The sequence below is a fragment of the Paenibacillus sp. AK002 genome (assembly GCF_053903045.1).
In genome coordinates, this window is sequence record NZ_CP096377.1 from 658,598 (window position 1) to 679,912 (window position 21,315).

The 21,315-nt window shown below is 53.2% G+C and carries 19 protein-coding genes; 17 read left to right on the forward strand and 2 right to left on the reverse strand.

Going from position 1 to position 21,315, the window contains the following annotated elements:
- Positions 1-87 precede the first annotated feature (87 nt).
- The 3 genes from M1D70_RS02805 (at position 88) to M1D70_RS02815 (ending at position 4,478) form a co-directional block, all read left to right on the forward strand.
- On the forward strand, positions 88-2,091 hold the full coding sequence (locus tag M1D70_RS02805) for a cache domain-containing sensor histidine kinase (protein ID WP_456289070.1): 2,004 nt from the start codon (positions 88-90) through the stop codon (positions 2,089-2,091).
- Positions 2,066-3,649 carry a response regulator gene (locus tag M1D70_RS02810; RefSeq protein ID WP_456289071.1) on the forward strand — a complete coding sequence of 528 codons (1,584 nt, stop codon included), beginning with the start codon at positions 2,066-2,068 and terminating at the stop codon, positions 3,647-3,649. Before M1D70_RS02805 ends, M1D70_RS02810 begins: the two co-directional genes overlap by 26 nt.
- A gap of 277 nt (positions 3,650-3,926) precedes the next feature.
- Positions 3,927-4,478, forward strand: a complete 552-nt coding sequence (locus M1D70_RS02815; protein ID WP_456289072.1) for a hypothetical protein — start codon at positions 3,927-3,929, stop codon at positions 4,476-4,478.
- 135 nt (positions 4,479-4,613) lie between these two features.
- Here M1D70_RS02815 and M1D70_RS02820 read toward each other — a convergent pair whose 3' ends face one another.
- Together M1D70_RS02820 and M1D70_RS02825 are read right to left on the reverse strand one after the other, a co-directional pair.
- Positions 4,614-4,766, reverse strand: a complete 153-nt coding sequence (locus M1D70_RS02820; protein ID WP_009591875.1) for a hypothetical protein — start codon at positions 4,764-4,766, stop codon at positions 4,614-4,616.
- Positions 4,767-4,953: 187 nt separating this feature from the next.
- The gene (locus M1D70_RS02825) at positions 4,954-5,823 is read right to left on the reverse strand and encodes an AraC family transcriptional regulator (protein WP_456289073.1); all 870 of its coding nucleotides are present in this window, start codon (positions 5,821-5,823) and stop codon (positions 4,954-4,956) included.
- Between the two features lie 156 nt (positions 5,824-5,979).
- Here M1D70_RS02825 and M1D70_RS02830 point away from each other — a divergent pair, with 156 nt between their 5' ends.
- The 14 genes from M1D70_RS02830 (at position 5,980) to M1D70_RS02895 (ending at position 21,313) form a co-directional block, all read left to right on the forward strand.
- Complete coding sequence (locus tag M1D70_RS02830) at positions 5,980-7,371, forward strand: MATE family efflux transporter (RefSeq protein WP_456289074.1); 1,392 nt, start codon at positions 5,980-5,982, stop codon at positions 7,369-7,371.
- 149 nt (positions 7,372-7,520) lie between these two features.
- The gene (locus M1D70_RS02835) at positions 7,521-8,063 is read left to right on the forward strand and encodes an RNA polymerase sigma factor (protein ID WP_456289075.1); all 543 of its coding nucleotides are present in this window, start codon (positions 7,521-7,523) and stop codon (positions 8,061-8,063) included.
- A complete protein-coding gene (locus M1D70_RS02840) occupies positions 8,053-8,868 on the forward strand; it encodes a hypothetical protein (protein ID WP_456289076.1) in 816 nt (271 codons plus the stop codon). The genes M1D70_RS02835 and M1D70_RS02840 overlap by 11 nt, the downstream gene beginning before the upstream one ends.
- Before the next feature lie 6 nt (positions 8,869-8,874).
- Complete coding sequence (locus M1D70_RS02845; protein WP_456289077.1) at positions 8,875-9,492, forward strand: hypothetical protein; 618 nt, start codon at positions 8,875-8,877, stop codon at positions 9,490-9,492.
- A gap of 385 nt (positions 9,493-9,877) precedes the next feature.
- Complete coding sequence (locus M1D70_RS02850; protein WP_456289078.1) at positions 9,878-11,098, forward strand: asparaginase; 1,221 nt, start codon at positions 9,878-9,880, stop codon at positions 11,096-11,098.
- A gap of 30 nt (positions 11,099-11,128) precedes the next feature.
- On the forward strand, positions 11,129-11,314 hold the full coding sequence (locus M1D70_RS02855) for a hypothetical protein (RefSeq protein ID WP_456289079.1): 186 nt from the start codon (positions 11,129-11,131) through the stop codon (positions 11,312-11,314).
- Positions 11,315-11,416: 102 nt separating this feature from the next.
- Positions 11,417-12,454, forward strand: a complete 1,038-nt coding sequence (locus tag M1D70_RS02860) for a LacI family DNA-binding transcriptional regulator (protein WP_456289080.1) — start codon at positions 11,417-11,419, stop codon at positions 12,452-12,454.
- A 333-nt stretch (positions 12,455-12,787) separates the two neighbouring features.
- Positions 12,788-14,101: an ABC transporter substrate-binding protein gene (locus tag M1D70_RS02865; RefSeq protein ID WP_456289081.1), complete on the forward strand. Its 1,314-nt coding sequence runs from the start codon at positions 12,788-12,790 to the stop codon at positions 14,099-14,101.
- Positions 14,102-14,182: 81 nt separating this feature from the next.
- Positions 14,183-15,064 carry a carbohydrate ABC transporter permease gene (locus tag M1D70_RS02870; RefSeq protein WP_009591841.1) on the forward strand — a complete coding sequence of 294 codons (882 nt, stop codon included), beginning with the start codon at positions 14,183-14,185 and terminating at the stop codon, positions 15,062-15,064.
- Positions 15,057-15,887: a carbohydrate ABC transporter permease gene (locus M1D70_RS02875; protein WP_009591862.1), complete on the forward strand. Its 831-nt coding sequence runs from the start codon at positions 15,057-15,059 to the stop codon at positions 15,885-15,887. The genes M1D70_RS02870 and M1D70_RS02875 overlap by 8 nt, the downstream gene beginning before the upstream one ends.
- Before the next feature lie 16 nt (positions 15,888-15,903).
- Positions 15,904-17,145: a Gfo/Idh/MocA family protein gene (locus M1D70_RS02880; protein ID WP_009591871.1), complete on the forward strand. Its 1,242-nt coding sequence runs from the start codon at positions 15,904-15,906 to the stop codon at positions 17,143-17,145.
- Positions 17,142-19,262 (forward strand): alpha/beta hydrolase family protein, encoded by a 2,121-nt coding sequence (locus M1D70_RS02885; RefSeq protein ID WP_456289082.1) that lies wholly within the window; start codon positions 17,142-17,144, stop codon positions 19,260-19,262. The genes M1D70_RS02880 and M1D70_RS02885 overlap by 4 nt, the downstream gene beginning before the upstream one ends.
- Positions 19,255-20,529, forward strand: a complete 1,275-nt coding sequence (locus tag M1D70_RS02890; protein ID WP_456289083.1) for a Gfo/Idh/MocA family protein — start codon at positions 19,255-19,257, stop codon at positions 20,527-20,529. Before M1D70_RS02885 ends, M1D70_RS02890 begins: the two co-directional genes overlap by 8 nt.
- 46 nt (positions 20,530-20,575) lie before the next feature.
- Positions 20,576-21,313, forward strand: a complete 738-nt coding sequence (locus tag M1D70_RS02895; protein ID WP_009591866.1) for a glucosamine-6-phosphate deaminase — start codon at positions 20,576-20,578, stop codon at positions 21,311-21,313.
- The last annotated feature ends 2 nt before the right edge of the window (positions 21,314-21,315 follow it).

The following is a 21,315-nucleotide window of genomic DNA, read 5'->3' on the forward strand; positions in this document are numbered from 1 at the left end:
AAAAAAAACAGAATGCAGGCGCAAGGTACCCTATGATCGATTTTGTCGAAATAGGGTGCCTTTTGTCGCATCACGAGCTAATATAGGATGGTATCCGATCGGCTGATGCTGCCTTTCCATCCAGGACTCGGTTACGGTTATTTCATGAAACGGGATGTGACAGTCATGATGAAACGAATGGCATCGCTTATACAATCGTTTACCTATTGGATTGGCCGCAGGTCGATGCAGAGCCGTTTGGTTGCTGCCTATATTTTGATTTTGCTGATTCCGAGCATTATCGTGTCGAATTATTTTTTTAAGCAGATTCGGGATACCTATATCAGCGATGCGCTTAACCAGAACTCGTTCCTGCTGGAAATCGAGAAGATGAACATGCTGAACCAGATCGAGGCGATCGAAATGGCCGCACAGCTGGCGATTTCGGATGACAAAATCAAGGATTATCTTCGGATCAATGAAGAGCCCGAGCCGGCATGGCTGATCGATTTGGCATGGGGGCCTTTCAAGGATATACAACGGATCCAAACGAACAATCCGAATATTACGCATCTTCGGTTATACACCAACAACTCGAACGTGACGGAGATGTGGCCGATCATTTTCCATGAGAAACGGATCGCAAGCGAGCCGTGGTTTCCCAAGGTCAAGGAGTTGGACGGCGGGGAGATGTGGGTATTCAACCACCGCGATCCCGATATTCTGCAGCGCTACGCCGCCGACGTGTCCGAAGAGCAGCCGAAGGTGTCCTTGATCCGCCAAGTCCATAACGGGAATTACAGCGGCGTGATTCAGGTGGATATGCTGCTCAAGTATTTTGCTCCGAAGACCTTTGCCGGTATCGTGGATGACAGCTCGCAGATGGTCATCGTGGATCAGGAAGGGAAGTTGTTCATGGATCGAAGCCAATCGTTCATGACCAGTCACGAGGGACTCCGGGACGAGGTGGAGCTTCAATTCGCTAAGCTGAAGCTGCAGACGGGCGACTCCGAGGAGACCATGCATGCCAGGTTCAGCCTGGAGGGTTCCTCGTTCCTGCTGATTGCGACGCCGATGGAGCGGCTTCATGCCCACGTGCTGAATGTCGTTTCCCTGGAAGGGGCGCTGAATAACGTATCCAAGGCCCAGGGACAGATTATAGCCGCGAACGTCGTGCTGATCATTCTGCTGTCGATTATTACGTATTACTTGAATTCCATTATCCTGAAGAGCCTGCGTCGTTTAACGGAGACGATGAAGAGAGTCCGCAAGGGAGAGGTTACCGCGGCCATTGCGATCCGAGGCGGCGGCGAGGTGGGCGAACTGGCGCATCATTTTAACAAATTGATCCGCACCATCAATGAACTGATTGCCCAAGGGGTTCGCAAGCAGGCGGTGACCAAGGAGGCGGAGCTGCGCACGCTGCACAGCCAGATCGATTCCCATTTCCTGTACAACACGCTCGAAAATATTAAAATGCTGGCCGAAATCGAGGGACAGCGGACGATTTCGGACGCGCTGACCTCCCTAGGCGGAATGATGCGTTATAACTTCAAATGGTCGGGAGAGTACGTCAAGCTGAGGGATGAGATTCGCCATATCCGCAACTATATCGATGTAATGAATATCCGGTTCGACGAGCCGATCCGGCTTGAACTCAACATTCCGTCCGAATTCATGGAGCTCGAGGTATTGAAAATGTCGCTGCAGCCCATCGTGGAAAATGCCGTCAAGCATGCCTGGCCGGAGTTCCCGGATCAGGAGAAGCAGATCAAGATCGATGTCATCGCATGGGAAGAGGACCAGATTACGATTAACGTCACGGACAATGGAATCGGGATCGAGCCTTATCGGCTGGGCAGGCTGGGCGAGATTCTGCGAACGGCGGACGACGAGGAGCTCCCTTCGGGAGATTATGGGCGCGGCGGCGTGCAGGCCGGTGGAATCGGGCTTCGAAACGTGCACCAGCGAATCCGGTTGTTCTATGGGAATGAATATGGAATCGAAGTGAAGAGCGAAGAGGGGAAGTTTACGCAGGTGACCATGACATTCCCTAAAGTGCTGTTAACAGGAGGAGGCAGTGGACATGAGAAGTCTGATGATCGTGGATGATGAGAAGAATATCCGGTATGGCCTGAAAACGATGATTGAACGGGAGTTCCCGGATCAATACGAGATCCGTTTGGCTGCCCAAGGGCAGGAAGCGCTGGAAGCCTACAACGAACAACCGGCCGATATCGTCATTACGGACATCCGGATGCCGGTCATGGACGGAATACGCCTGATCGAGGCGCTGGCCGAACGGGAGGGTCCGCTGGGAGTTAAACCCGTCTTTCTGATTCTTAGCGGGTATGACGATTTTGAATATGCGAAGGCGGCGATCCGGTACCAGGTGAAAGAGTACCTTCTTAAGCCGATTCGACGGGACGAACTGTTCGCTGCCCTCCGAAAGACAGAAGAAGTTTTGATCCGGCAAGCGGACGTGCATGACCGCATGGCGGCCAGTGACGCATATCTTCAACAGCTGCAGACCCATCGGCTGAAGGAACTCCTGGAGCGGCCCCAAAGTGTGGATGGGGAGCCGGAGGCTGCCGCGGCAAAAATCGGATTTGATTCCTTCGTAAAGCCATTTCGGGTAGCGGTGATGAAATACAAATACGAAGACGGCAACTCCATGAACAAGGATGAGCTGAAGCAGCTGATTGATAACATGACGGCTTCGGTGGAAGGGCGGATCAATGCGTGTTTCCTGGACGGTAAGGGGAGGGTCGTGCTCATCGGCAGTCCGGACGGACAATTCGAGAAGCTGGCACGGCAGTTTACCGAGCGGGAGATGGACGGGCTCTTCGTCGGAATTAGCCGGAAAGGCTTCCGGTTCGAGGATATTCGGAGCTGTTATAACCAGGCGCTGACCGCTTTGAGTTATACGTTCATTCACCCCAACGTCAAACTGATGAGCCATGATGACATTCAAGGGGAGCTGAACACGTATCCGGTGCCGGAAGAGAATATCCGCAAGCTCGGCAACATGCTCGGCACGGAACGGGAGCGGGAGATCAAGGCGCTGCTGCTGGACATTTTCCATATCGATGACATGCCCCATGTGGCCATCGATTATTTGGAGTTTGTCAGCAAACGGATTAATGAACGGGTGCTGGACGAAGTGTTCCGCGTGTACGGAGACTCCATGGTGGAAGTGTTGAAGCTGTACCGCAAGGTAGGGACGATGGACAATTACCGGCATTTCCATACGTATTTCAGGAATCTGGAGCATCTGCTGCTGCACGTGAATGAATACGTTAAAGGGATCCGTTCCGCCCACAGCGAGCATTCCGAGATCAAGGCAGCGGTCAGCTACATGGAGGAGAATTATCACAGGCCGCTGAACATGGCAATGGTCAGCAATTATGTATCGTTGAATTATTCGTATTTCAGCGAAGCGTTTAAGGCCCATACGGGCGAAAATTTCGTGGTTTATCTCAAAAAGCTGCGAATAACGAAAGCCAAGGACCTGCTCCAGGCCGGTGACATGAAGCTTGCCGATATCGGCAAAGCGGTCGGGTTTGAGAACACCAAGCAATTCTCGCGCGTCTTCAAAGAGCTGGAAGGCATCTCGCCACATGAATACCGGATCAAGGTGCAGACGGATGCAGGCTTGCAGCAGGAATGATTTCAAAATAGTGCTGGGAGGACCAGTCGCCAAAATGATATTGTCTATGATGGGAGAACCTTAGCCGTCAAGCGGCAGGGTTCTCCCTCTTATATGAACCGGGGACTGTTATTTTACATCCGATTCCCTTTTCACTTGTGGCGACAAAATCGAGGCAGCTAAAAGAATCGGTACGATCCAGTCCTGCGACTGGGTCGTTTATTTTGCGCTCTGACCATGATATATTCCATTCTATTTTATCCTTAATATGGTAAAATAGAAGAGTCGGAGGTGCGTTATGACGAATTCAGCGAAGTGGATCTGGGTATGGATGGTAGCATTGGTGCTGGCCTGCACCGTGTTTCTGATTGAACATCAGAAGAAGATCGAACAGGGAACGAAAATGACCTTGCAAAGCATATTGGGCACATCTCTATTTCAAATATGGAGCCATTACACCGACATTTTGGAGTTGAAGTCCATGCCCCTTCATGAAGCGCGCCTTGCGGAAGTACGGCTGAAGCTGGCGGCCATCGAAGCGTATTCCAAGACGGCAGATGAAGCCGTCCGTTCGCAGCTGCTTAACCCCATCGCGGGAAAGCTCCTGGCTCTATCCGACAGTATACGGGAAAGCTATGCGGAGAACGGGGAGTTCTCGGAGGAGGACGCCCAGAAATATGCGATCATCATGAAGGATTCGGAAGCATTGATTTCCCTGATGTACAAGGTGTATTACGTTTCGGATTCGGTTGAGGGGGGAGAAGTCAAACTGGACATCTCCGATTACGACGAATTGGTAGCGCTTAACAACCGGTTGAAGCATGATTTGGACGGTTTTGCGAAGAAGTAATTTAGAATGCCAGAACCTGGAGAAGAAACGATAGCGATGACAGAAAAAAGACACCTGATCAGCTTTCCAAGGAGATGCCTGGGATAAGCGATCGGGTGTCTTTCCTATATGCAGGATATGTAATCCCTGTGTTATTTATTGAGCAGCGGTCTCTAATGTGGACAGCGTCATTTCCATTTTGCGGGTGATTTCTTTTTGCCACTTCACGTCTCCAAGCTGGATCGCGAGGTTCAGCAGGTCCAAATAATCATCCATTTGCAGAGAACAGCGGCGGGAAGTCGTTTTCATAAGTCGATCGGCTCTCCTTTGTATATAAACTCTTCAAGCGAAAAGCGTGTAAACCTGAGTGTAAATACATTCTCAACACATTCTCACTTGTCCGGTAATGATAATCATTATCATGTGGTTAATTCTCATTATATAGGCTTCTCACGCAGGTTGCAAGCCACTTTCTTGGATTTTGCGTAAAAATGAATTAATTCATGAAGAACCGCTGCCTGTATTTGCGCGGCGAGATCCCTTCCTGCTTCGTGAAACAGGAGGTGAAGTAGGCCGCATGATTGAAACCGACCTCCTCCGCGACCCGGCTGATGCTGAAGTCCGTCTGCATCAGCAGCATCTTGGCCTGCTCGATCCGATAGCGCTGCAAATATTCAACCGGCGAGCAGCCGAATTCCTTCTGCATGCAGCGTGCGATATAGACAGGGTGGAAGTTGATGCGGTCGCCGAGCTCCTGTACCTTGAACTCCTCGCGATAATGCTTCCGCAGATAAGCTGCGGCCCGTTCGGCACAAGCGGAGGAGGGCGAGGAGAGGGGCGTATCCAGTGCGGCGGCCAGCTGCTCGATGAGCTCTTGGAACACCACCTGCTGCCGCCACAGGATTTTGGCCTGGTGACCGTACTGTACCAGCGAAGACAGGGTAGCCAGGAGCTCCAAGGCCTTTTCCGGCTGAGGCAGGGTGCCGAACTGAGGAATGTTGACGGAAAAATAGTTCGGCGTCATCGCCTTCAGCTCCGAAACTTCCTCTCTTCTAGGCGCTTGGCAGGCCTCATCCGGGTGCCAATCCCCGGAGGTCTGGAAATGGAGCCAGTAATAATCGGTCTCCTCGATGCATCCTTTCGTACCGAAATGATGCGTATCGGGACGCAGGATCAGGAACATGCCGGGTTTGATCTCATAAGGATTTCCGTTCTCGGTGACATGCAGCTGCCCCTTCCTAACGACGAGCAAATCAAAGATGCCGATGTTTTTGCGGTTGGGGTGTCCACTGTGAATCGGAGCCCGGGTAAGCCCGCTATTGATGTATTCCGGCAGTGGCGGAACGGTAAAATTCAGGATCGTCATAAGAAAGCCCTTTCGTGGTTCGCGAGGTTTGAATTTTGAAAGTTTTCGTTCGGAAAATGATATTATAACTCCAGTATACCATCTATAATTTGAAAAGGTTAAAGACCGTTTCATCATGAATTGTGTTTAACCCTTACATCATGGGTGGAGGTTGGAATGTTGGATAAAAACACAAACAAATTTACATTATGGGTTCTCGCATGGCCCATATTTATCGAGCTGTTCCTGCAGTTTCTGCTGGGAGCGGTGGATACATTGATGGTCAGCCGGATTTCTGACGATGCGGTAGCCGTGGTCGGCTTCTCCAATCAGCTGTTTCAGGCGATGACGACGCTGTTCATGACGGTCGCCAGCGGTGCCGGCATTCTCATTGCCCAGAAGATCGGCTCGCATCGGACGGGGGATGCCCGAACGATCGGCATCATGGCGGTAAGCGCCACCACCATCATCGGCTTGGCGTGCAGCGTGATCTTGTTTGCAATGCCGGAGGCTATCGCCTCGGTGCTGCAGTTGCCGGAGCATCTGCTTCCGCTTGCGGGAACGTATATCTCCATTGTCGGCGGCGGAATGATCTTGATTGCCATGATGGCTACGATGAGCACGGTCATCCGCAATACCGGCAACACGCGCGGGCCGATGTACGTGGCCATCGGGATGAATATCATCCACGTCATTATGAACTATGGGTTTATATTCGGAGCTTTCGGCTTCCCGCAGTGGGGGCTTACCGGCGTTGCGATTTCGACGGTGGTCAGCCGGTTGCTTGCCGTTCTCTTGCTGCTGTACATGTTTCTGCGCTCCTTTGAATACCGAATCAAATGGAGGGAATTCCGGGTGTTCGACCGCCCGCTGTTCGGCGAAATCCTGAAGATCGGATGGCCGCTCGGCATCAATATGTCCTGCTGGGTTTTTACGCAGCTGATCATTTACTCCTTCATTGCAACGCTGGGTGCCGCCGAGCTGGCAGCCCGTACGTATATGAATACGCTGGAATCCTTCTGCTTCCTGCTAGGCTCGTCGATCGCGATGGCGGCCCAGATCCAGATCGCGCATCTGTTCGGCGCAGGCCGGATCCGGGAGGCCTACCGAAGCGCGTACCGCGCACTGGGTATCGGGGCTATTTACGTGGTCGTCAATGCATTCCTCCTGTATGTTTTCGGAAAACAGCTGCTGGGGCTGTTTACGGACGATAAAACGATCGTTGCGATCGGGGCATCGCTTCTTGGCATGAACCTGATTCTCCAGCCCGGCAAAATGCTTAACATGGCGCTCGGCAACTCGCTCAATGCCGTCGGAGATACCAGGTTCACCATGTACATTTCCCTTGGCTCGATGTGGCTTGTCGCCACCGCGCTCTCATATGTGCTCGGCATTCATATGGGGTGGGGGCTTATCGGCATCTACTCCTGCATGATCGCCGACGAGTATTTGCGCGGCGTTTTGTCTTTCTTCCGCTGGCGCGGACAGAAGCACCTCCGCAAGGCAGAGCAAGTCGAGCCGGTGAGCCATCAGGCACAACCAATGGAACCGATCCCGGCGCAAGCTTAAGGATTGGTTATAATATAGAAAAAGGATACTTCGGCCGTGCGGCATCGGGGTATCCTTTTTTTCATAAAAAAATAACGTACTCGAAAACTTTTTGCCTGCATGCCGGGGTATTGTAAGTGATTGGCCAAGTGAAAGGAGGCAAGCACGGTTTGGTACACGACCTTATACAACGATTAAAGACGGAGTACAGCGATGAACTGTTTGAACAGCTGTATCGGTTATATGCGGATCGGGCGATTCGAACGGCAGCCGCAGTCACCGGAAGTTCGGCAAGCGCCGCCGACGTGGTGCAGGAAACGTTTATCCGGGTTTACCGCAACCTGGGGTCCTATGATTTGAGCAGACCCTTTGAGCCGTGGTTCAACCGGATTCTCTATAACGAGTGCAACCGGTATTTGAAGAAACATGCGAGGATGGTGCCTTCGGAAATTTCCGAGGAGAGGGATCTTCCCTCCGAGAGCGACACCTATGAATTTGACCGGCACGGCGAGGTATATGAGCTGGTGCAGCGGCTGGATGATCCGCACCGGATTCCCGTTATTTTGAAATATTTGAATGATGTTGCCGAGAAGGATATCGCGGACATGATGGAGCTGAACGTCAACACGGTGAAGTCCAGGCTGTTCAAAGCGAGAAAGAAATTAAAGGAATGGATGCTGCAGAATAGGGGAGGGAATCAGCATGGGACGTGATCCATGGGATCAAGAGATTGCAGACGGCCTGAAAAAGGGAACGGATGACGCGATGCGACATAAAGACGAGATTTGGATGGCGATCAAGGAGCGGATTCATAACGAGCAAGCCCAGCAGCCGGCGGAGCCGGAGACCCGCTTCGCGCCAAGGGAATCGAAAGGGCGCCGCCGTTCGGGACGAAGAGCGGCCGGATGGATTGCGGGCACCGCCGCTGCGGCAGCCATCGTGCTGACCGTCAGCTTTCAGACGGCGCCTGTCCAAGCGTTCATTGATCAGGTGAAGGAATGGTTCGCTCCTCAGAAGACGGTTGAACAGGAGCTGGAGGGCATGCCGGAAACAAGCGTGGATCAGCTGCATGAGGGGGCGGATTACGTGATTTATATTGATGAGAGCCGGTTTATGATGGTTCATGAATCGGGCGTGGATCGCATTGAATTGAAGGAGAAGCCGACGGATGACCGCTATCCGGAGGTGTTCATGGAAATTTCGCAGGAGCGCATTGATCCAAAGAGCGCAGCGGAGCAGCTCCAGAAGGAGCTGCAAACCTATCCGAAGGTCGAGGCGAATCTCGTGGATGAACCGATTCAAGGCTGGGAGGTACGTGCGGTAGGCGGCACCGGCGGCAAAGAGTGGGATGATCCGGTCATACGGTATTATGTGTTCGATAACGGGCAGGGCGGCAGCTTTGTCGTGAAGCAGCAGTATTTCCTGGAGGCCTCCGAAGGCTTCGGTGCACGCTTCCATAACATGATGAAGGAATTCCATATTACCTCCAATCATAATGGAGAGGCAACGAAGGAGTAGTGAGCTATGAACAAGATTAGAATGATATGGATTGCAGTCGTGGCCGTGCTGGTGATCGCAGGCTGCAGCAACGAAATTCCCCTGGTGGAGAACGAGCCGGTGAACATATCCGTGCAAGGGCTTGAATTATCCAAGCAGCCGCAGCCGGAGGAGAAGAAAGAGGCAACTCCTGCCGGAGAGAGTGACGAGGCTTCAGAAGATCAATCGGTAGCGAAGGCAGCCGATCTGTCGCCGTCTGTTCCGGCCTCTTCCGCGGAAAAGCCAACCTCGAAAGAGCAGGGAGAAGATGTTGTTTCTTCCCTGAAAGAGCTGTCGCTGATAAGCAAGACGATGGAAGAAGTCCGGCAACAGCTAGGGGAGGCGAAGACGACGGCTAAAGGCGGGGGATTCACTTCGTGGCAGTATGATCATCCAGGCAAGGAAGGCTACCATTACCCCGAAACCGCCGTTTCGGTGGATGTTCAGGGCCTTGAGAGCAGAAGCATGAAGGCGCAGCTCATGATAAGCTTTAACGAGAACAGGGTGGTGGAATCTTACTCCATCTATCACGTGGTAGATGGTGAAATTATGGTGTACCGTGTCACCGGAGCAGGGGCTGTGGAGGAACCGGGACAGGCGGATTAAGCAGAAGGCGTTTATACAAGATAATCCCCAGCAGGCGCTATGATAACAAGTACAAGGGATAGTCCGACCGGAGGGTGATGGACTATCCCTTGTTGTTGTTTATTGCTCGGATAGAAATCGTTTGTGGACGGACTTGTATGTTAATTTATATAACATTAATTAATCTTATCTTCTGATGATATGCTCTATTCATTTCTGGATTTTATTTATTTAAATCTATCAAAAAAGGCAACTAAAGGGGAGTTATCATCCATAAACTATCATTGTAATCGCTTTCCCTACTTGATGTAATGTTTGTTATATTAAATAACATTAAATAGAATGATTCTAACGAATACATAGATTTGTGTTATGTAATATTACATAAACATCAGAGGAGAGTGCCATGATGAAACCTAAGTTGAAACGCCCGTTAGCAGTATGGAGTACCGCTGCATTCACTGCTTTTGTGATTTCTTTATCGCCTGTTGGAACGTATGGGGCACATGCTGCGACGGTCACGGAAGTGAAAGGGACGGTAAGTGCGGTTTCACCCGTGCAAACCCCTGCGGCGCCAGGTAGGAATACGACGGTTCCTCCCCTGTCGGAGGCCTCTAAACAATCGGCGAAGCCGAACGTGCTGGTGGTTGCGACTGGCGGCACTTTGGCGGGCCAATCGACGGATGCAACCAGCTTTCAATCCTATCGGGCAGGTACGCTGAAGATTGAAGATATGGTAGGCGAGCTTCCGAATACGGACAAGGTTGCGGATATCAGCACGCTCCAGTTCGGCAACTCCGGGTCGAGCGCTTATACCATGGCCGATTTATACGATCTTTCCCGGACCGTCGACAAGGCGTTGGAAGTGTACGATAGCGTCGTTGTAACGACGGGGACGGATACGATGGAAGAGATTGCGTACTTCCTCGATCTGACGGTGCAAAGCGACAAACCCGTCGTTATCACGGGTTCCATGAGACCTTGGACGGTAATCGGTTCCGATGCCCAAGCGAATCTGTACAATGCCATCAAGCTTGCCGGAAGCGGCCGTACGGAATCCTTCGGCACGGTGCTGATGCTGAATGACACGATTCATCTGGCGCGCGGCGTAACCAAGACCAATGACTACCGCACCGACACGTTCGAAACGCCTATGCTGGGCGCGATCGGATATATCGATGACGAGAATATCCGTATCTACCGGGCTCCCCTCCGTGCAATGAAAGAGGAAGGTCAGGGCAAGCCGGTGTTTGATCTGAGCAAAATCACGAAAGAGGATCTGGCGAAGGTCGAAATTGCGGTTTCTTATCAAGAGGCCGGCGGCGGCTCGATCAAAGGCTTTGTGGCAGATGGAGCTAAAGGCATCGTCACCTCCGGTACCGGCGCAGGCGGCATCTCGAGAGAGATGAGCGCTGCCCGCAAAGAAGCCATTGAAAAGGGGGTGGTCTTCGTAACTACGACCCGTACAGGCTCCGGAAGCGTATACGGCGGCGGAGAGGGCATCATTTCAGGCGACAACTTGAGTCCTCAACAAGCCCGCGTACTGCTGCTGCTCTCCCTGTCCTTTACGGATGATTTCGATACGATCAAGGGTTGGTTCGCAACCTACGGAACGCCTGAGGTGTAATTCCAGTCTCAGTCATTTTTTAGCTGCTCCTTGTTCCAACTGAACGATGAAATTCCTTCCACCAATATATTTGCCGCCGGGGATGACCCGGCGGTCTTTTTTTTTGTTTGCGAGCACGGAGAACTAATCGATTTTGGCGTTCGTCGCATCCAGCGGCTGAACTTAGCGTTCCGGGCAATGGGACTAGAGCCGAGAAATTGGGATCTGCGGATGTAACGGGGCGTGAGCGCTATGGATATTTTCATCGGTTTATTGCTTTATATGTCAGCTATTTGTATACTTTACAATAGTAAACGATTACTATAAGTGAGGGATCCTATGAAGAAGCCGACCACGATACATGATATAGCGAAGATGGCAAACGTTTCTTCGGCAACGGTTTCGCGCGTGTTAAGCAACAGCAGTTATCCTGTCAGCAAAGAGCTTAAAGAACGTATCCAGCGAATCGCGAAGGAGTCCAATTATATTCCAAATATGTTTGGCAAACAGCTGAAGAAGAATAGCAGTAATACGATCGGAATCATCATTCCTTCTATTGTGAATCCATTCTATTCTTCCGTCATATTCGGGATCGAAGAGGTGGCGCGGCAGAATAATTTTACGGTTATCGTATGCAATTCCCTGCAAGATCCGGCGCTGGAGGACGAATATTTAAGGACGATCATGGAGAAGCAGGTCAAAGGCCTGATCATCTCTTCGATCTCCAAGGATAAGAGCCAGTTGACCCAGCTGATGAACCTTGGCCTGAACGTCATCGCCATCGATCAGAAGATCGATGAGGACAACATTAACCAGATCGAGTTCGATTACCACAAGGCCGGTTACATCGCTACCAAGCATCTGCAGGAGAAGGGGCATGCGCGCATCGGTTACGTCACTTCCAAGCTGGATCGCCCAAGCCGCCGAAGCATTCATCAGGGCTATATGTCGGCGATGAAGGACGCAGGTCTCAAACCGCTGGTGGTCGAGTCCCCGACCGAGGAAGTGTATAATGCGATAACCGAATTCGATACAGGCAAGCAGCTCACGCAGGGACTGCTGGAACATTCGCCGCAGCCGACGGCGATATTTGCGTGCAATGACATGATGGCCTTTGGGGTGATCAACGAATTGTCACAGCGCGACATCCAGGTGCCGGAGCAGATTTCGGTAATGGGCTTTGACGGCATTGACGTGGGGCAGATGATTCATCCGCCGCTCACAACGATTAAGCAGCCCGATTACGAGATGGGGAAGATGGCCTGCAAAATGCTGCTGGATATGATGAAGGGCGACGATAGCCCGATGTTTGATGTCATGCTGCAGCCTAAATTGCTGGAGCGAAAATCGGTCCGGGATATTCGGGAGAACAAGTGAATACAAGGATGGCATAAGGCCCGGGCATTTCAAAAACGCTCGGGCTTTATTTGTTGTTAATAAAGATATCGATTACTAACTTTTTTCCTATCCGTTTCTTGATTCAGCATGTGGGAAACAATTCCTGTAAAACCTCGGAATACCTTATATAACGCTCAAATTCAGACTTCTAGCATAAAAATAATCGATGAGAGCATAGAAAACTCTATTCAAGAAAGGGCTTCCATGCTATACTCGTTACAGAAATCGATTACTATAGAATGAATGCCTTTGGAATGAGCTGGAGCAGAAAACACGTTATTTCTATTTGTAACTCAAAAAGGAGGGTTTTCAATGTCAAGAAAGGTAAAGGTAATCTCTTTGATGCTGGCGTTTATGATGATGTTCACCGCTTGCTCCTCATCCGGCGGGTCAACCGATGGGGAGGTCTCACCGGGGGAAGCGGAAGGCAGCAAAGAGAAGGTGACGCTCAAGATTGGGCTCCCTGGCAGCTATGAGGTGACAAGTAAAGAAATTATCGACGGTTTTATTGCGTCCCACCCCCACATCAACGTTGAAATCCAAGAAGCGCCCTGGGGGGACTTTACGTCCAAGATCGCCACGCAGATTGCAGGCAACACGATGCCGGACGTCTGGTTCCAAGAGAACGCCACCATACTTAGCTACGGGGAACGAGGCGTGGCAGAGGACTTGTCCTCCTACATTGAATCCGACCTGAAAGCGGACGAATACATCGACGGACTCTTCTCCGCCAAAACGCCGGATGGGAAGATCTGGGGCGTCCCCCACGGCATTAACCCGATTGCGCTAGCGTACAACCAGGATGTCTTCGAGAAGGCAGGCGTGCCGGTACCGACCGACGACTGGACCTTTGACGACCTCATTGAAGCCTCCAAGCAGCTGACGATCAAGGAAGGAGACCAAACCAGCCAATTCGGATTCATCGGTTCCTTTTCCATAACCAACGGCTGGTTTCCTTGGATCAAGCAGGCAGGCGGCTCGGCTTTGGACGACACCCTGACGAAATCTCGGTTTGACGATCCCAAAACCGCGGCCGGATTACAGCAGCTGTATGACGGTTTGGATCAAGGCTATTTTGCCGATATCGATTACTTGAAGGCGAACGGCGGCGAGCTCGAAGTATTCGCGAGCGGCAAGGCCGCGATGTATTTCCTTCAATACAGCCTGCAGGTGAATATGAACGAGAGCTTTGCCGATACGAACTGGGATGTCGTCAAAATTCCGAAAGGGGTTGACGGCAAGCGCTATGTTCCGATGGTAGCCAACACGTGGCTGGTCTCCTCCAGAGCGAAGCAGGAATCGAAGGATGCCGCCTGGGAGTTCCTGAAATATTACCTCGGCGATGAAGTGCAGGATATCATCGTCAAGACGGGATCCACGCTGCCCGTGAAGAAGTCGGCGCTGGATCAGTTGAAGGACAGCACAACCAAACCTCTGAACAAAGCGGCTTTCACGGACGGCATTAACGAAGGCGGCGTTACCCTGGATGAGAATGCTACCTGGAGCGAATGGCGGATTCTGGTGCAGCAGGTGGTCAATGAAATCATGGTGGGCAATGTTTCGGTGGAAGACGGCGTGAAGGATATTCATGCCAAGGTTCAGGATGTGCTGGACTCCGGTAAATAACTTTCATGGGATCAGGGAGATGCAGTTTTGGCGACGTGTCGGATTGCATCCTTTGCTCCGTTAACGAAAGGCAGGTGTGTCATGCAGAAACAAGGATACTGGGGTTATATCTTCACATTGCCGTTTGTCATCAATGTCGTGGTTTTTCTCTTATTTCCGATCTTATTCTCCACGTATATTTCCTTCACGGAGTGGGATTTGTTTAACCCGCCGCGGTGGATCGGGCTGGACAACTGGGTGCGGGTCCTGAACAAGCACGAGTTCTGGGTGTCCATTCGGAACGTGTTTGTCTTTGCGCTCATCTTCGTGCCGATTCAGACGTTAATGGCATTCGTGATCGCATTCATGCTGAATCAGGCCATCCGGGCCAAGGGCTTGTTCCGGTTGTTCTATTTCCTCCCCGTCGTGACTCCGTGGATCGCGGGCGGCGTGGTCTGGGTGTGGATGTTCAACTATCAATACGGCGTGATTAACTGGGTGCTGGAGTCTGTCGGCCTTGCCCCCGTTAAATGGATTGACAGCAGCCATTGGCTGATGGTCATCTCCAGCATCGCGATCGTTCAGGTATGGAAGGGCGTGGGCCAATCCATGATCATGATTCTGGCCGGCATGCAGAACGTTCCGAAAGAGGTGCTGGAAGCCTCGCAGATTGATGGCGCCAATGGCTGGAAGCAGCTGACGAAGGTGGTGTTCCCGATGGTGACGCCGATGGTGTATCTCGTCATGATTTTGTCTACCATCTCGGCATTCCAGGCATTCGACGTGTTCCTCGGTCTGTTCGGCTCCATCACCACGGGCATACCGGAGAGAAATATGGTGCCGAATCTGCTGGTGTACCGGGACGCGTTCCTGCTCTTCAAAATGGGACCGGCATCGGCAACGGCCTGGCTGCTGTTTGTCATCATCCTGGGCTTCACGTTGTTCCAGAAGTATTTCGAGAAAAAGTGGGTGCACTATGACTAAGACGACTCACCCCTTGCTTAAGGTGCTGATGTACCTGCTGCTGATTGCCGGTGCGGTTTTCATGGTGTTCCCGTTCATATGGATGCTGTCCACGTCGTTGAAGACGGTTGGCGCCATCTCGCAGATGCCGCCGCAGCTCATCCCGAATCCGCTGAATTGGGATAACTATGTGACGATATGGAATAAAGTCGACTTCGGCCGATATACCTTGAACAGCTTTTTCATCGTTTCGATCGAGATGGTGGGATCCTTGGTCTCCAGCGCTTTCGTGGCCTTCGGGCTCGCGATGTTTACCTTTCGGCTGCGGGGGCTCATCTATATGATCATGCTGGCTACCCTGATGATTCCGTCGCAAGTGACCATGATCCCGACCTATTTCATCTGGAAGGAATTCGGGGCGTTGAATTCGTATTACCCTTTGATCGTGCCCAGCTTTCTGGGCGGGGCATTCGGTATTTTCCTGATGCATCAATTCATTAAATCCTTGCCCAAAGAGCTGTATGAATCGGCTACGATCGACGGCTGCAGCCCGCCGGGCATATTCTTCAAAATTTATCTGCCGCTGTGCAAGCCGGCGCTGGCCGCGCTGGGCGTATTCACCTTCATGGGCGCGTGGAACAACACGCTGGGCCCGCTGATTTACCTGCAAGACAAGGAGTTGTACACATTGCCGCTCGGCTTGCTCTACCTGAAATCGGAGAACGTCAATCAAGCGCTGCTGATGGCGGGGGCCGTTATTACGACGCTGCCGGTCGTCATCGTCTATCTGTTCGCGCAGAAGCAATTTGTTCAAGGCATCGCTTCGACAGGGATGAAAGGCTGAAGGAGGAACTTACGACATGAAGAAGTACGTGCTGGTCGGCGCTGGATCGAGAGCGCTGTATATGTTTGCTAAGCCGATGGTTACCGACTGGAGAGGCGTCCTTGCCTTTGAAGGCGTGTATGATGCCAATCCGTTGCGGGCGCGCTTTCTGAGCGAGGAGTGCGGGGGAATCCCCGTCTACGATGATTTTGACGGAATGATCGCCGCCGCGAAGCCGGATGTCGTGATCGTGGCGAGTACGGATTACACGCATCATACCTATATCGTGAAAGCCTTGAGGGCAGGCTGCGACGTCATTAGCGAGAAGCCGATGACGATTGACGAAGACAAGTGCCGAGAGATTCTGCAGGCGGAGTCGGAGAGCGGCAAGAAGGTGACGGTCACGTTCAACCTTCGGTTTGCGCCATATTTTGCGACCGTGAAGGAACTGCTGCTGCAAGGAGTCATCGGAGATGTTTACCATATTGATCTGGAGTGGTTTCTGGACCGCCGGCATGGCGCGGACTATTTCCGCAGATGGCATGCCGAGATGAAGAACAGCGGTGGGCTGCTGGTTCACAAGTCCACGCATCACTTCGACATCGTGAACTGGTGGATGAACAGCCGTCCCGCGGAAGTTCATGCGTTTGGGACGAGACGGGTGTACGGGGACGATCGGCAGGACCATGGAGAACGATGCCTGACTTGCCACCGGAAAGACGAGTGTGAGTTCTATATGGATATCGAAAAGGATCCGTTTCTTGAAAAATACTATCGCCAGGCGGAAGAAGCCGACGGCTATTTGCGGGACCGCTGCCTGTTTGACGGCCGGATCGACATTTATGACACGATGTCGGTCAATGTCCGGTACGACAATGATGCGATGCTGACCTATTCCCTCGTCGCCTATAGCCCGTATGAGGGTTGGCGCGCCGCGATCAACGGCAGCAAAGGCCGGATTGAGGTCTCGAATGTATACAGCAACGCGGATATGAAGCAAGGGGAAGCGAGCCGGATTCATATTTTTAGAGCCGATGGCACGGAGGAGCTGGTCGAGGTCAATACATCGGCCGCCGGTCACGGCGGTGGGGATGCGAAGCTGCGCAAGGCGCTGTTCGAAGGCGGGATCGAAGATCCGCTAGGCCAACAAGCCGACAGCTCGGTAGGTGCCGAATCCCTTCTGATTGGCGCCACGGCCAATCGCTCCATTGCCGAAGGCCGGGCGATGAAGCTTCCGGACGTTTCGCCGACGCTCGTCAACGGGAGTTCATCGAGATGAACAGCGTTCAGGAACTGGAGCAGTATGTCTGCACGTTATACGACACGCGGGATCAGTTGAAAGCGCATGTGTTCGAGCGTTCCGATGCCGCATTTGCCGCCGGGGACGCTATCCGCGATTCCATCGTCACGGCCGAGGCGGCAAGAGAGCGGCAGGAGGACATAAAGGCAGCCTTCCTGAAGTCCATCGGCGGTCTTCCCGATGCATTCGCGAACCCGGAAAGGGAGGAAGGGGCGGCCTTCGGGGAGGAAACATCGCCTGACGGCTCTCCGCTTAAGGAACGTTCGCGCTGGTCCGCGGGGGGCGCCTGCAACATGTCAGGTGGCAGAACCGATTCCCTACTTAACGGACGCACAACGGGAAGCATTCGCGGAACCGGATTTCAAGTAGAGAAGGTTATGTTCGAGTCCCTCCCGGGGTATGATGTCACGTCGAATCTGTATCTGCCCGATCACCGGGAAGAACGCTCCGCGGCCGTCCTGTTTCTGAGCGGGCACGAGCTGGGGGCGAAGCATGATGCCTATTATCAGCGCGTCATCCAGCACTTCGTCCGGGCGGGCATCATCGTGCTGGCCATCGATCCGATCGGGCAGGGCGAGCGCCTTAGCCTTCATGATTTCGAGGATCGGGCAGGGAGCGTCATATGGGGAACGAAGGAGCATCAGCAGTACGGCGTTCAGTGCCATATGCTCGGCGACAGCGTAGCCCGATATTTCGTTCACGATGCCATGCGTGCCATCGACTACTTGTGCGAGCGGCCCGAGGTCGATCCGTCGCGGATCGGCGTAACGGGAAATTCCGGCGGCGGAACGCAGACGGCCATGATGATGGTCTGCGATGAACGCATTGCGGCGGCGGCTCCCGCCACCTTCATCATGAACCGGCAGCTGTACATGCATGCCGGCGGCGTGCAGGATGCCGAGCAGGTATGGCCGGGTCTGTCAGGGCTGGGTTACGACCATGAGGATCTGCTCATCGCTTTTGCACCGAAGCCGCTGATCGTGTTGGCGGCGGAATACGATTTTTTCCCGATTGAAGGCACGCGGCGCACCGTTGATCGTTGCAGGCGCTTCTGGGAGCTGCTCGGTCACACGGGCGACCTGCAGCTTGTGACCGACGCCTCGACGCACCGCTATACGGACCGGATGGCTGCGGCAGCGGCGGCATTTTTCGTCCGGCATCTCGAGGTAAAGGCTGTTCCCACCGATGCCATGAAGATAGAGGCGCTGCCTCCGGAACAATTGTGGTGCAGTCCCAGCGGTCAGGTGTACCGGGATAAGGCCGACGCAAGGACGATCCGGGACTTCAATACCGATCGCTGCAACCAGCTGGAAGCAGCCCGTTCGCTGCTGCCGAAGCAGCAAAGGCGGGATCAAGCAAGGCGGTGGCTGAAGGAGAAGATTTACGCCTCCCGGAAGCCTTGCGAATTGAACCCGCGCATCATTGGGCTGGGCGCAGTGGAGGGCCTTGAGGCCGATTATCGCTTGTGGTGGTCGCAGGAGGGCATCATGAACAGCGGTTATGTATTCCGACTGGCCGAGGATACAGCCGAACGAAGGCGGCCGCTGACCGTTGCCGTTTGGCGGGGAGGGACCCGCCAGCTGAAAGCGCATTGGGCCTGGATTCAGGAAACCTGCCGATCCGGCCGTGCGGTACTGGTGCTGAATACGTCCGGCGTCGGTCCCCATGAGCCTTATCCGATATACGGGAAACCAGCGCATTCCTACTTTGGTGTGCTGCATAAGCTTGCCGATGATTTGATCTGGCTCGGGGACAGTTTGGTTGCGCTGCGCACGCACGATGTCATCCGGTGCATGGAGGCCATCTCCCACTTTGATGAGTGGCAGGCAGGAGCGATCCCGTTCTATACGGTGGGTCGGGAAGGGTTGTATGTGCAGCTTGCCGCGGAGGTTGACCATAGAATCGGCACGATTACGGCCATTCATCCTGTGAGCAGCGCAGCCGATCTGGTCAGGGCGCGGCAGTTCGAGGAGGAGGAAGCGATGAGCGTCGTGTTTCCCGGCATTTTCAGGATGCTTGATCCCTCCGAGCTGAACGAACCACGGGTAGAATATCGCGGGCAACTAGAGGGAAAGGATGTGGAAGGACATGAGTAAACCAAAACCACTAACGGTCACGCTGGTCGGAGCCGGCCTTCGCGGCATGATTTACAGCGGTTATGCGCTCCAGCGACCGGAGGAGATGCAGATTGTTGCCGTTGCCGATCCGGATGAGGTGCGGCGAAGCCGCTGCCAAGCGAAGTTCGGGATAGCGGATGATCAATGCTTTGCAAGCTGGGATGACCTGTTTGCCGCCCCCCGTCAATCGGATGCGGTCTTCATCTGCACGAGGGACCGTGACCACTATGAGCCGACCATGAAGGCGCTGGCAGCCGGGTATCATGTACTGCTGGAAAAGCCGATGTCCCCGGAGTGGCAGGAATGCATCGATATGGGCCGACAGGCGGAAGCCTTCGACCGTACGTTAACGATTTGCCATGTTCTCCGGTATGCGCCTTTTTTCCAAGAGCTTAAACGACTGCTCGATGAAGGACGAATCGGCCGCCTGATGTCGATCCAGCACAACGAGAACGTCGGCTATTGGCACCAGGCCCACTCGTATGTGCGGGGATATTTCAATAACAGCGAGTCATCCAGCCCGATGATTTTGGCCAAATCGTGCCATGACTTGGACATCATGCAATGGCTGGCGGGAGGCCGATGCCTAAGCGTGGCCTCCTATGGCCACCTGTCGCATTTCCGTCCGGAGTCGGCTCCGCCCGGCGCGCCGAAGCGCTGCCTGGATGGATGCCCGGTATCGCACGAATGCCAGTACTATGCGCCGAATACGTATTTGATCGAGAATTCGGGCTGGAAAGGCGAGGCCGCGAGCAACGACCCGAGCTACGAAGCGCGTTACCAAGCGATGCTGGAGGGTCCTTTTGGCCGGTGCGTGTACCACTGCGATAACGACGTCGTCGATCATCAGGTCGTCAGCATGGAGTTCGAGCATGACATTACGGCGGTGTTCACGATGAGCGCGTTCACGGAGAAATGCAACCGTACCATCAAGCTAATGGGCACCGAAGGCGAAATACGGGCCACGATGGAGACTAATGAGATCGAGATCCGCCGTTTCGGCAGCGGCAAGCAGGAAGTGATCCAGCTCGTCGATCCGGAAGGCCATGTAGGCCATGGCGGCGGGGATATGCGTTTGATCGCCGATTTTGTGAAGTCGGTTCAATCTAAGGGACGGCATAACAGCACAACCTCTGCCCAAGCGTCGATCCAGAGTCATCTGATGGCGTTTGCAGCCGAGCGTTCCCGCGTAGAAAAACGCATGGTGAGGCTGGAGGAATTTATGAATAGCAGCGTTCTGGCCTAATGGCTTACATTTCTACAATGTTGTACAACAAGGAGGAATTATCATTATGCAGTTGAACATCTTGGAACATGCGGATCAGGCAGGCTTGGAGGCTGCCCGCGCTTGCGAGGTCATTCTCCGCGATACAATCGCGGAGAAAGGAAAAGCGCGAATCGTCCTGTCGACGGGCGCGTCGCAGTTTGAGTTTTTGTCGCACTTCGTGAAGCTGAATCTGGAATGGGAACGAATTGAAATGTTTCATTTGGACGAATATATCGCGCTGCCGGAATCCCATCCGGCGAGCTTTCGCAAGTACTTGAAGGAGCGCTTCCTGAAATATGCGAGCGTCGGCCAAGCTTGGCTCATCAACGGGGAGGGCGATCCCGAGGAAACGGTGAAGCGGCTGAACGAGGAAATCGTCAAAGCGCCCGTGGATTTGGCCCTGATCGGGATCGGGGAAAATGCGCATATTGCCTTTAATGATCCGCCGGCCGATTTTGATAACGATTCGCCTTATACGATCGTGAATCTCAGCGATACATGCAAGAGCCAGCAGGTAAGGGAAGGCTGGTTTGCATCGAATGAGGAAGTGCCCAAACAGGCGATTACGATGACGGTCAAGCAGATTTTGAAGAGCCGCCATATCGTATCGGTCGTGCCTCATCAGGCGAAAGCGGCAGCCATCCAGAATACGATTCAAGGCGGGGTCGATAATCGGGTGCCGGCTACCATCCTGAAGACGCATCCCAGCTGGATGCTGTATCTGGATAAAGCATCGGCAGCGCCGATATATCAATGGGCTTAGGC

Coding starts and splice junctions, on each gene's coding strand:
- M1D70_RS02805 (WP_456289070.1), top strand. CDS start 88: ATGGTATCCGATCGGCTGATGCTGCCTTTCCATCCAGGACTCGGTTAC.
- M1D70_RS02810 (WP_456289071.1), top strand. CDS start 2,066: ATGAGAAGTCTGATGATCGTGGATGATGAGAAGAATATCCGGTATGGC.
- M1D70_RS02815 (WP_456289072.1), top strand. CDS start 3,927: ATGACGAATTCAGCGAAGTGGATCTGGGTATGGATGGTAGCATTGGTG.
- M1D70_RS02820 (WP_009591875.1), bottom strand. CDS start 4,766: ATGAAAACGACTTCCCGCCGCTGTTCTCTGCAAATGGATGATTATTTG.
- M1D70_RS02825 (WP_456289073.1), bottom strand. CDS start 5,823: ATGACGATCCTGAATTTTACCGTTCCGCCACTGCCGGAATACATCAAT.
- M1D70_RS02830 (WP_456289074.1), top strand. CDS start 5,980: ATGTTGGATAAAAACACAAACAAATTTACATTATGGGTTCTCGCATGG.
- M1D70_RS02840 (WP_456289076.1), top strand. CDS start 8,053: ATGGGACGTGATCCATGGGATCAAGAGATTGCAGACGGCCTGAAAAAG.
- M1D70_RS02845 (WP_456289077.1), top strand. CDS start 8,875: ATGAACAAGATTAGAATGATATGGATTGCAGTCGTGGCCGTGCTGGTG.
- M1D70_RS02850 (WP_456289078.1), top strand. CDS start 9,878: ATGATGAAACCTAAGTTGAAACGCCCGTTAGCAGTATGGAGTACCGCT.
- M1D70_RS02860 (WP_456289080.1), top strand. CDS start 11,417: ATGAAGAAGCCGACCACGATACATGATATAGCGAAGATGGCAAACGTT.
- M1D70_RS02865 (WP_456289081.1), top strand. CDS start 12,788: ATGTCAAGAAAGGTAAAGGTAATCTCTTTGATGCTGGCGTTTATGATG.
- M1D70_RS02870 (WP_009591841.1), top strand. CDS start 14,183: ATGCAGAAACAAGGATACTGGGGTTATATCTTCACATTGCCGTTTGTC.
- M1D70_RS02875 (WP_009591862.1), top strand. CDS start 15,057: ATGACTAAGACGACTCACCCCTTGCTTAAGGTGCTGATGTACCTGCTG.
- M1D70_RS02880 (WP_009591871.1), top strand. CDS start 15,904: ATGAAGAAGTACGTGCTGGTCGGCGCTGGATCGAGAGCGCTGTATATG.
- M1D70_RS02885 (WP_456289082.1), top strand. CDS start 17,142: ATGAACAGCGTTCAGGAACTGGAGCAGTATGTCTGCACGTTATACGAC.
- M1D70_RS02890 (WP_456289083.1), top strand. CDS start 19,255: ATGAGTAAACCAAAACCACTAACGGTCACGCTGGTCGGAGCCGGCCTT.
- M1D70_RS02895 (WP_009591866.1), top strand. CDS start 20,576: ATGCAGTTGAACATCTTGGAACATGCGGATCAGGCAGGCTTGGAGGCT.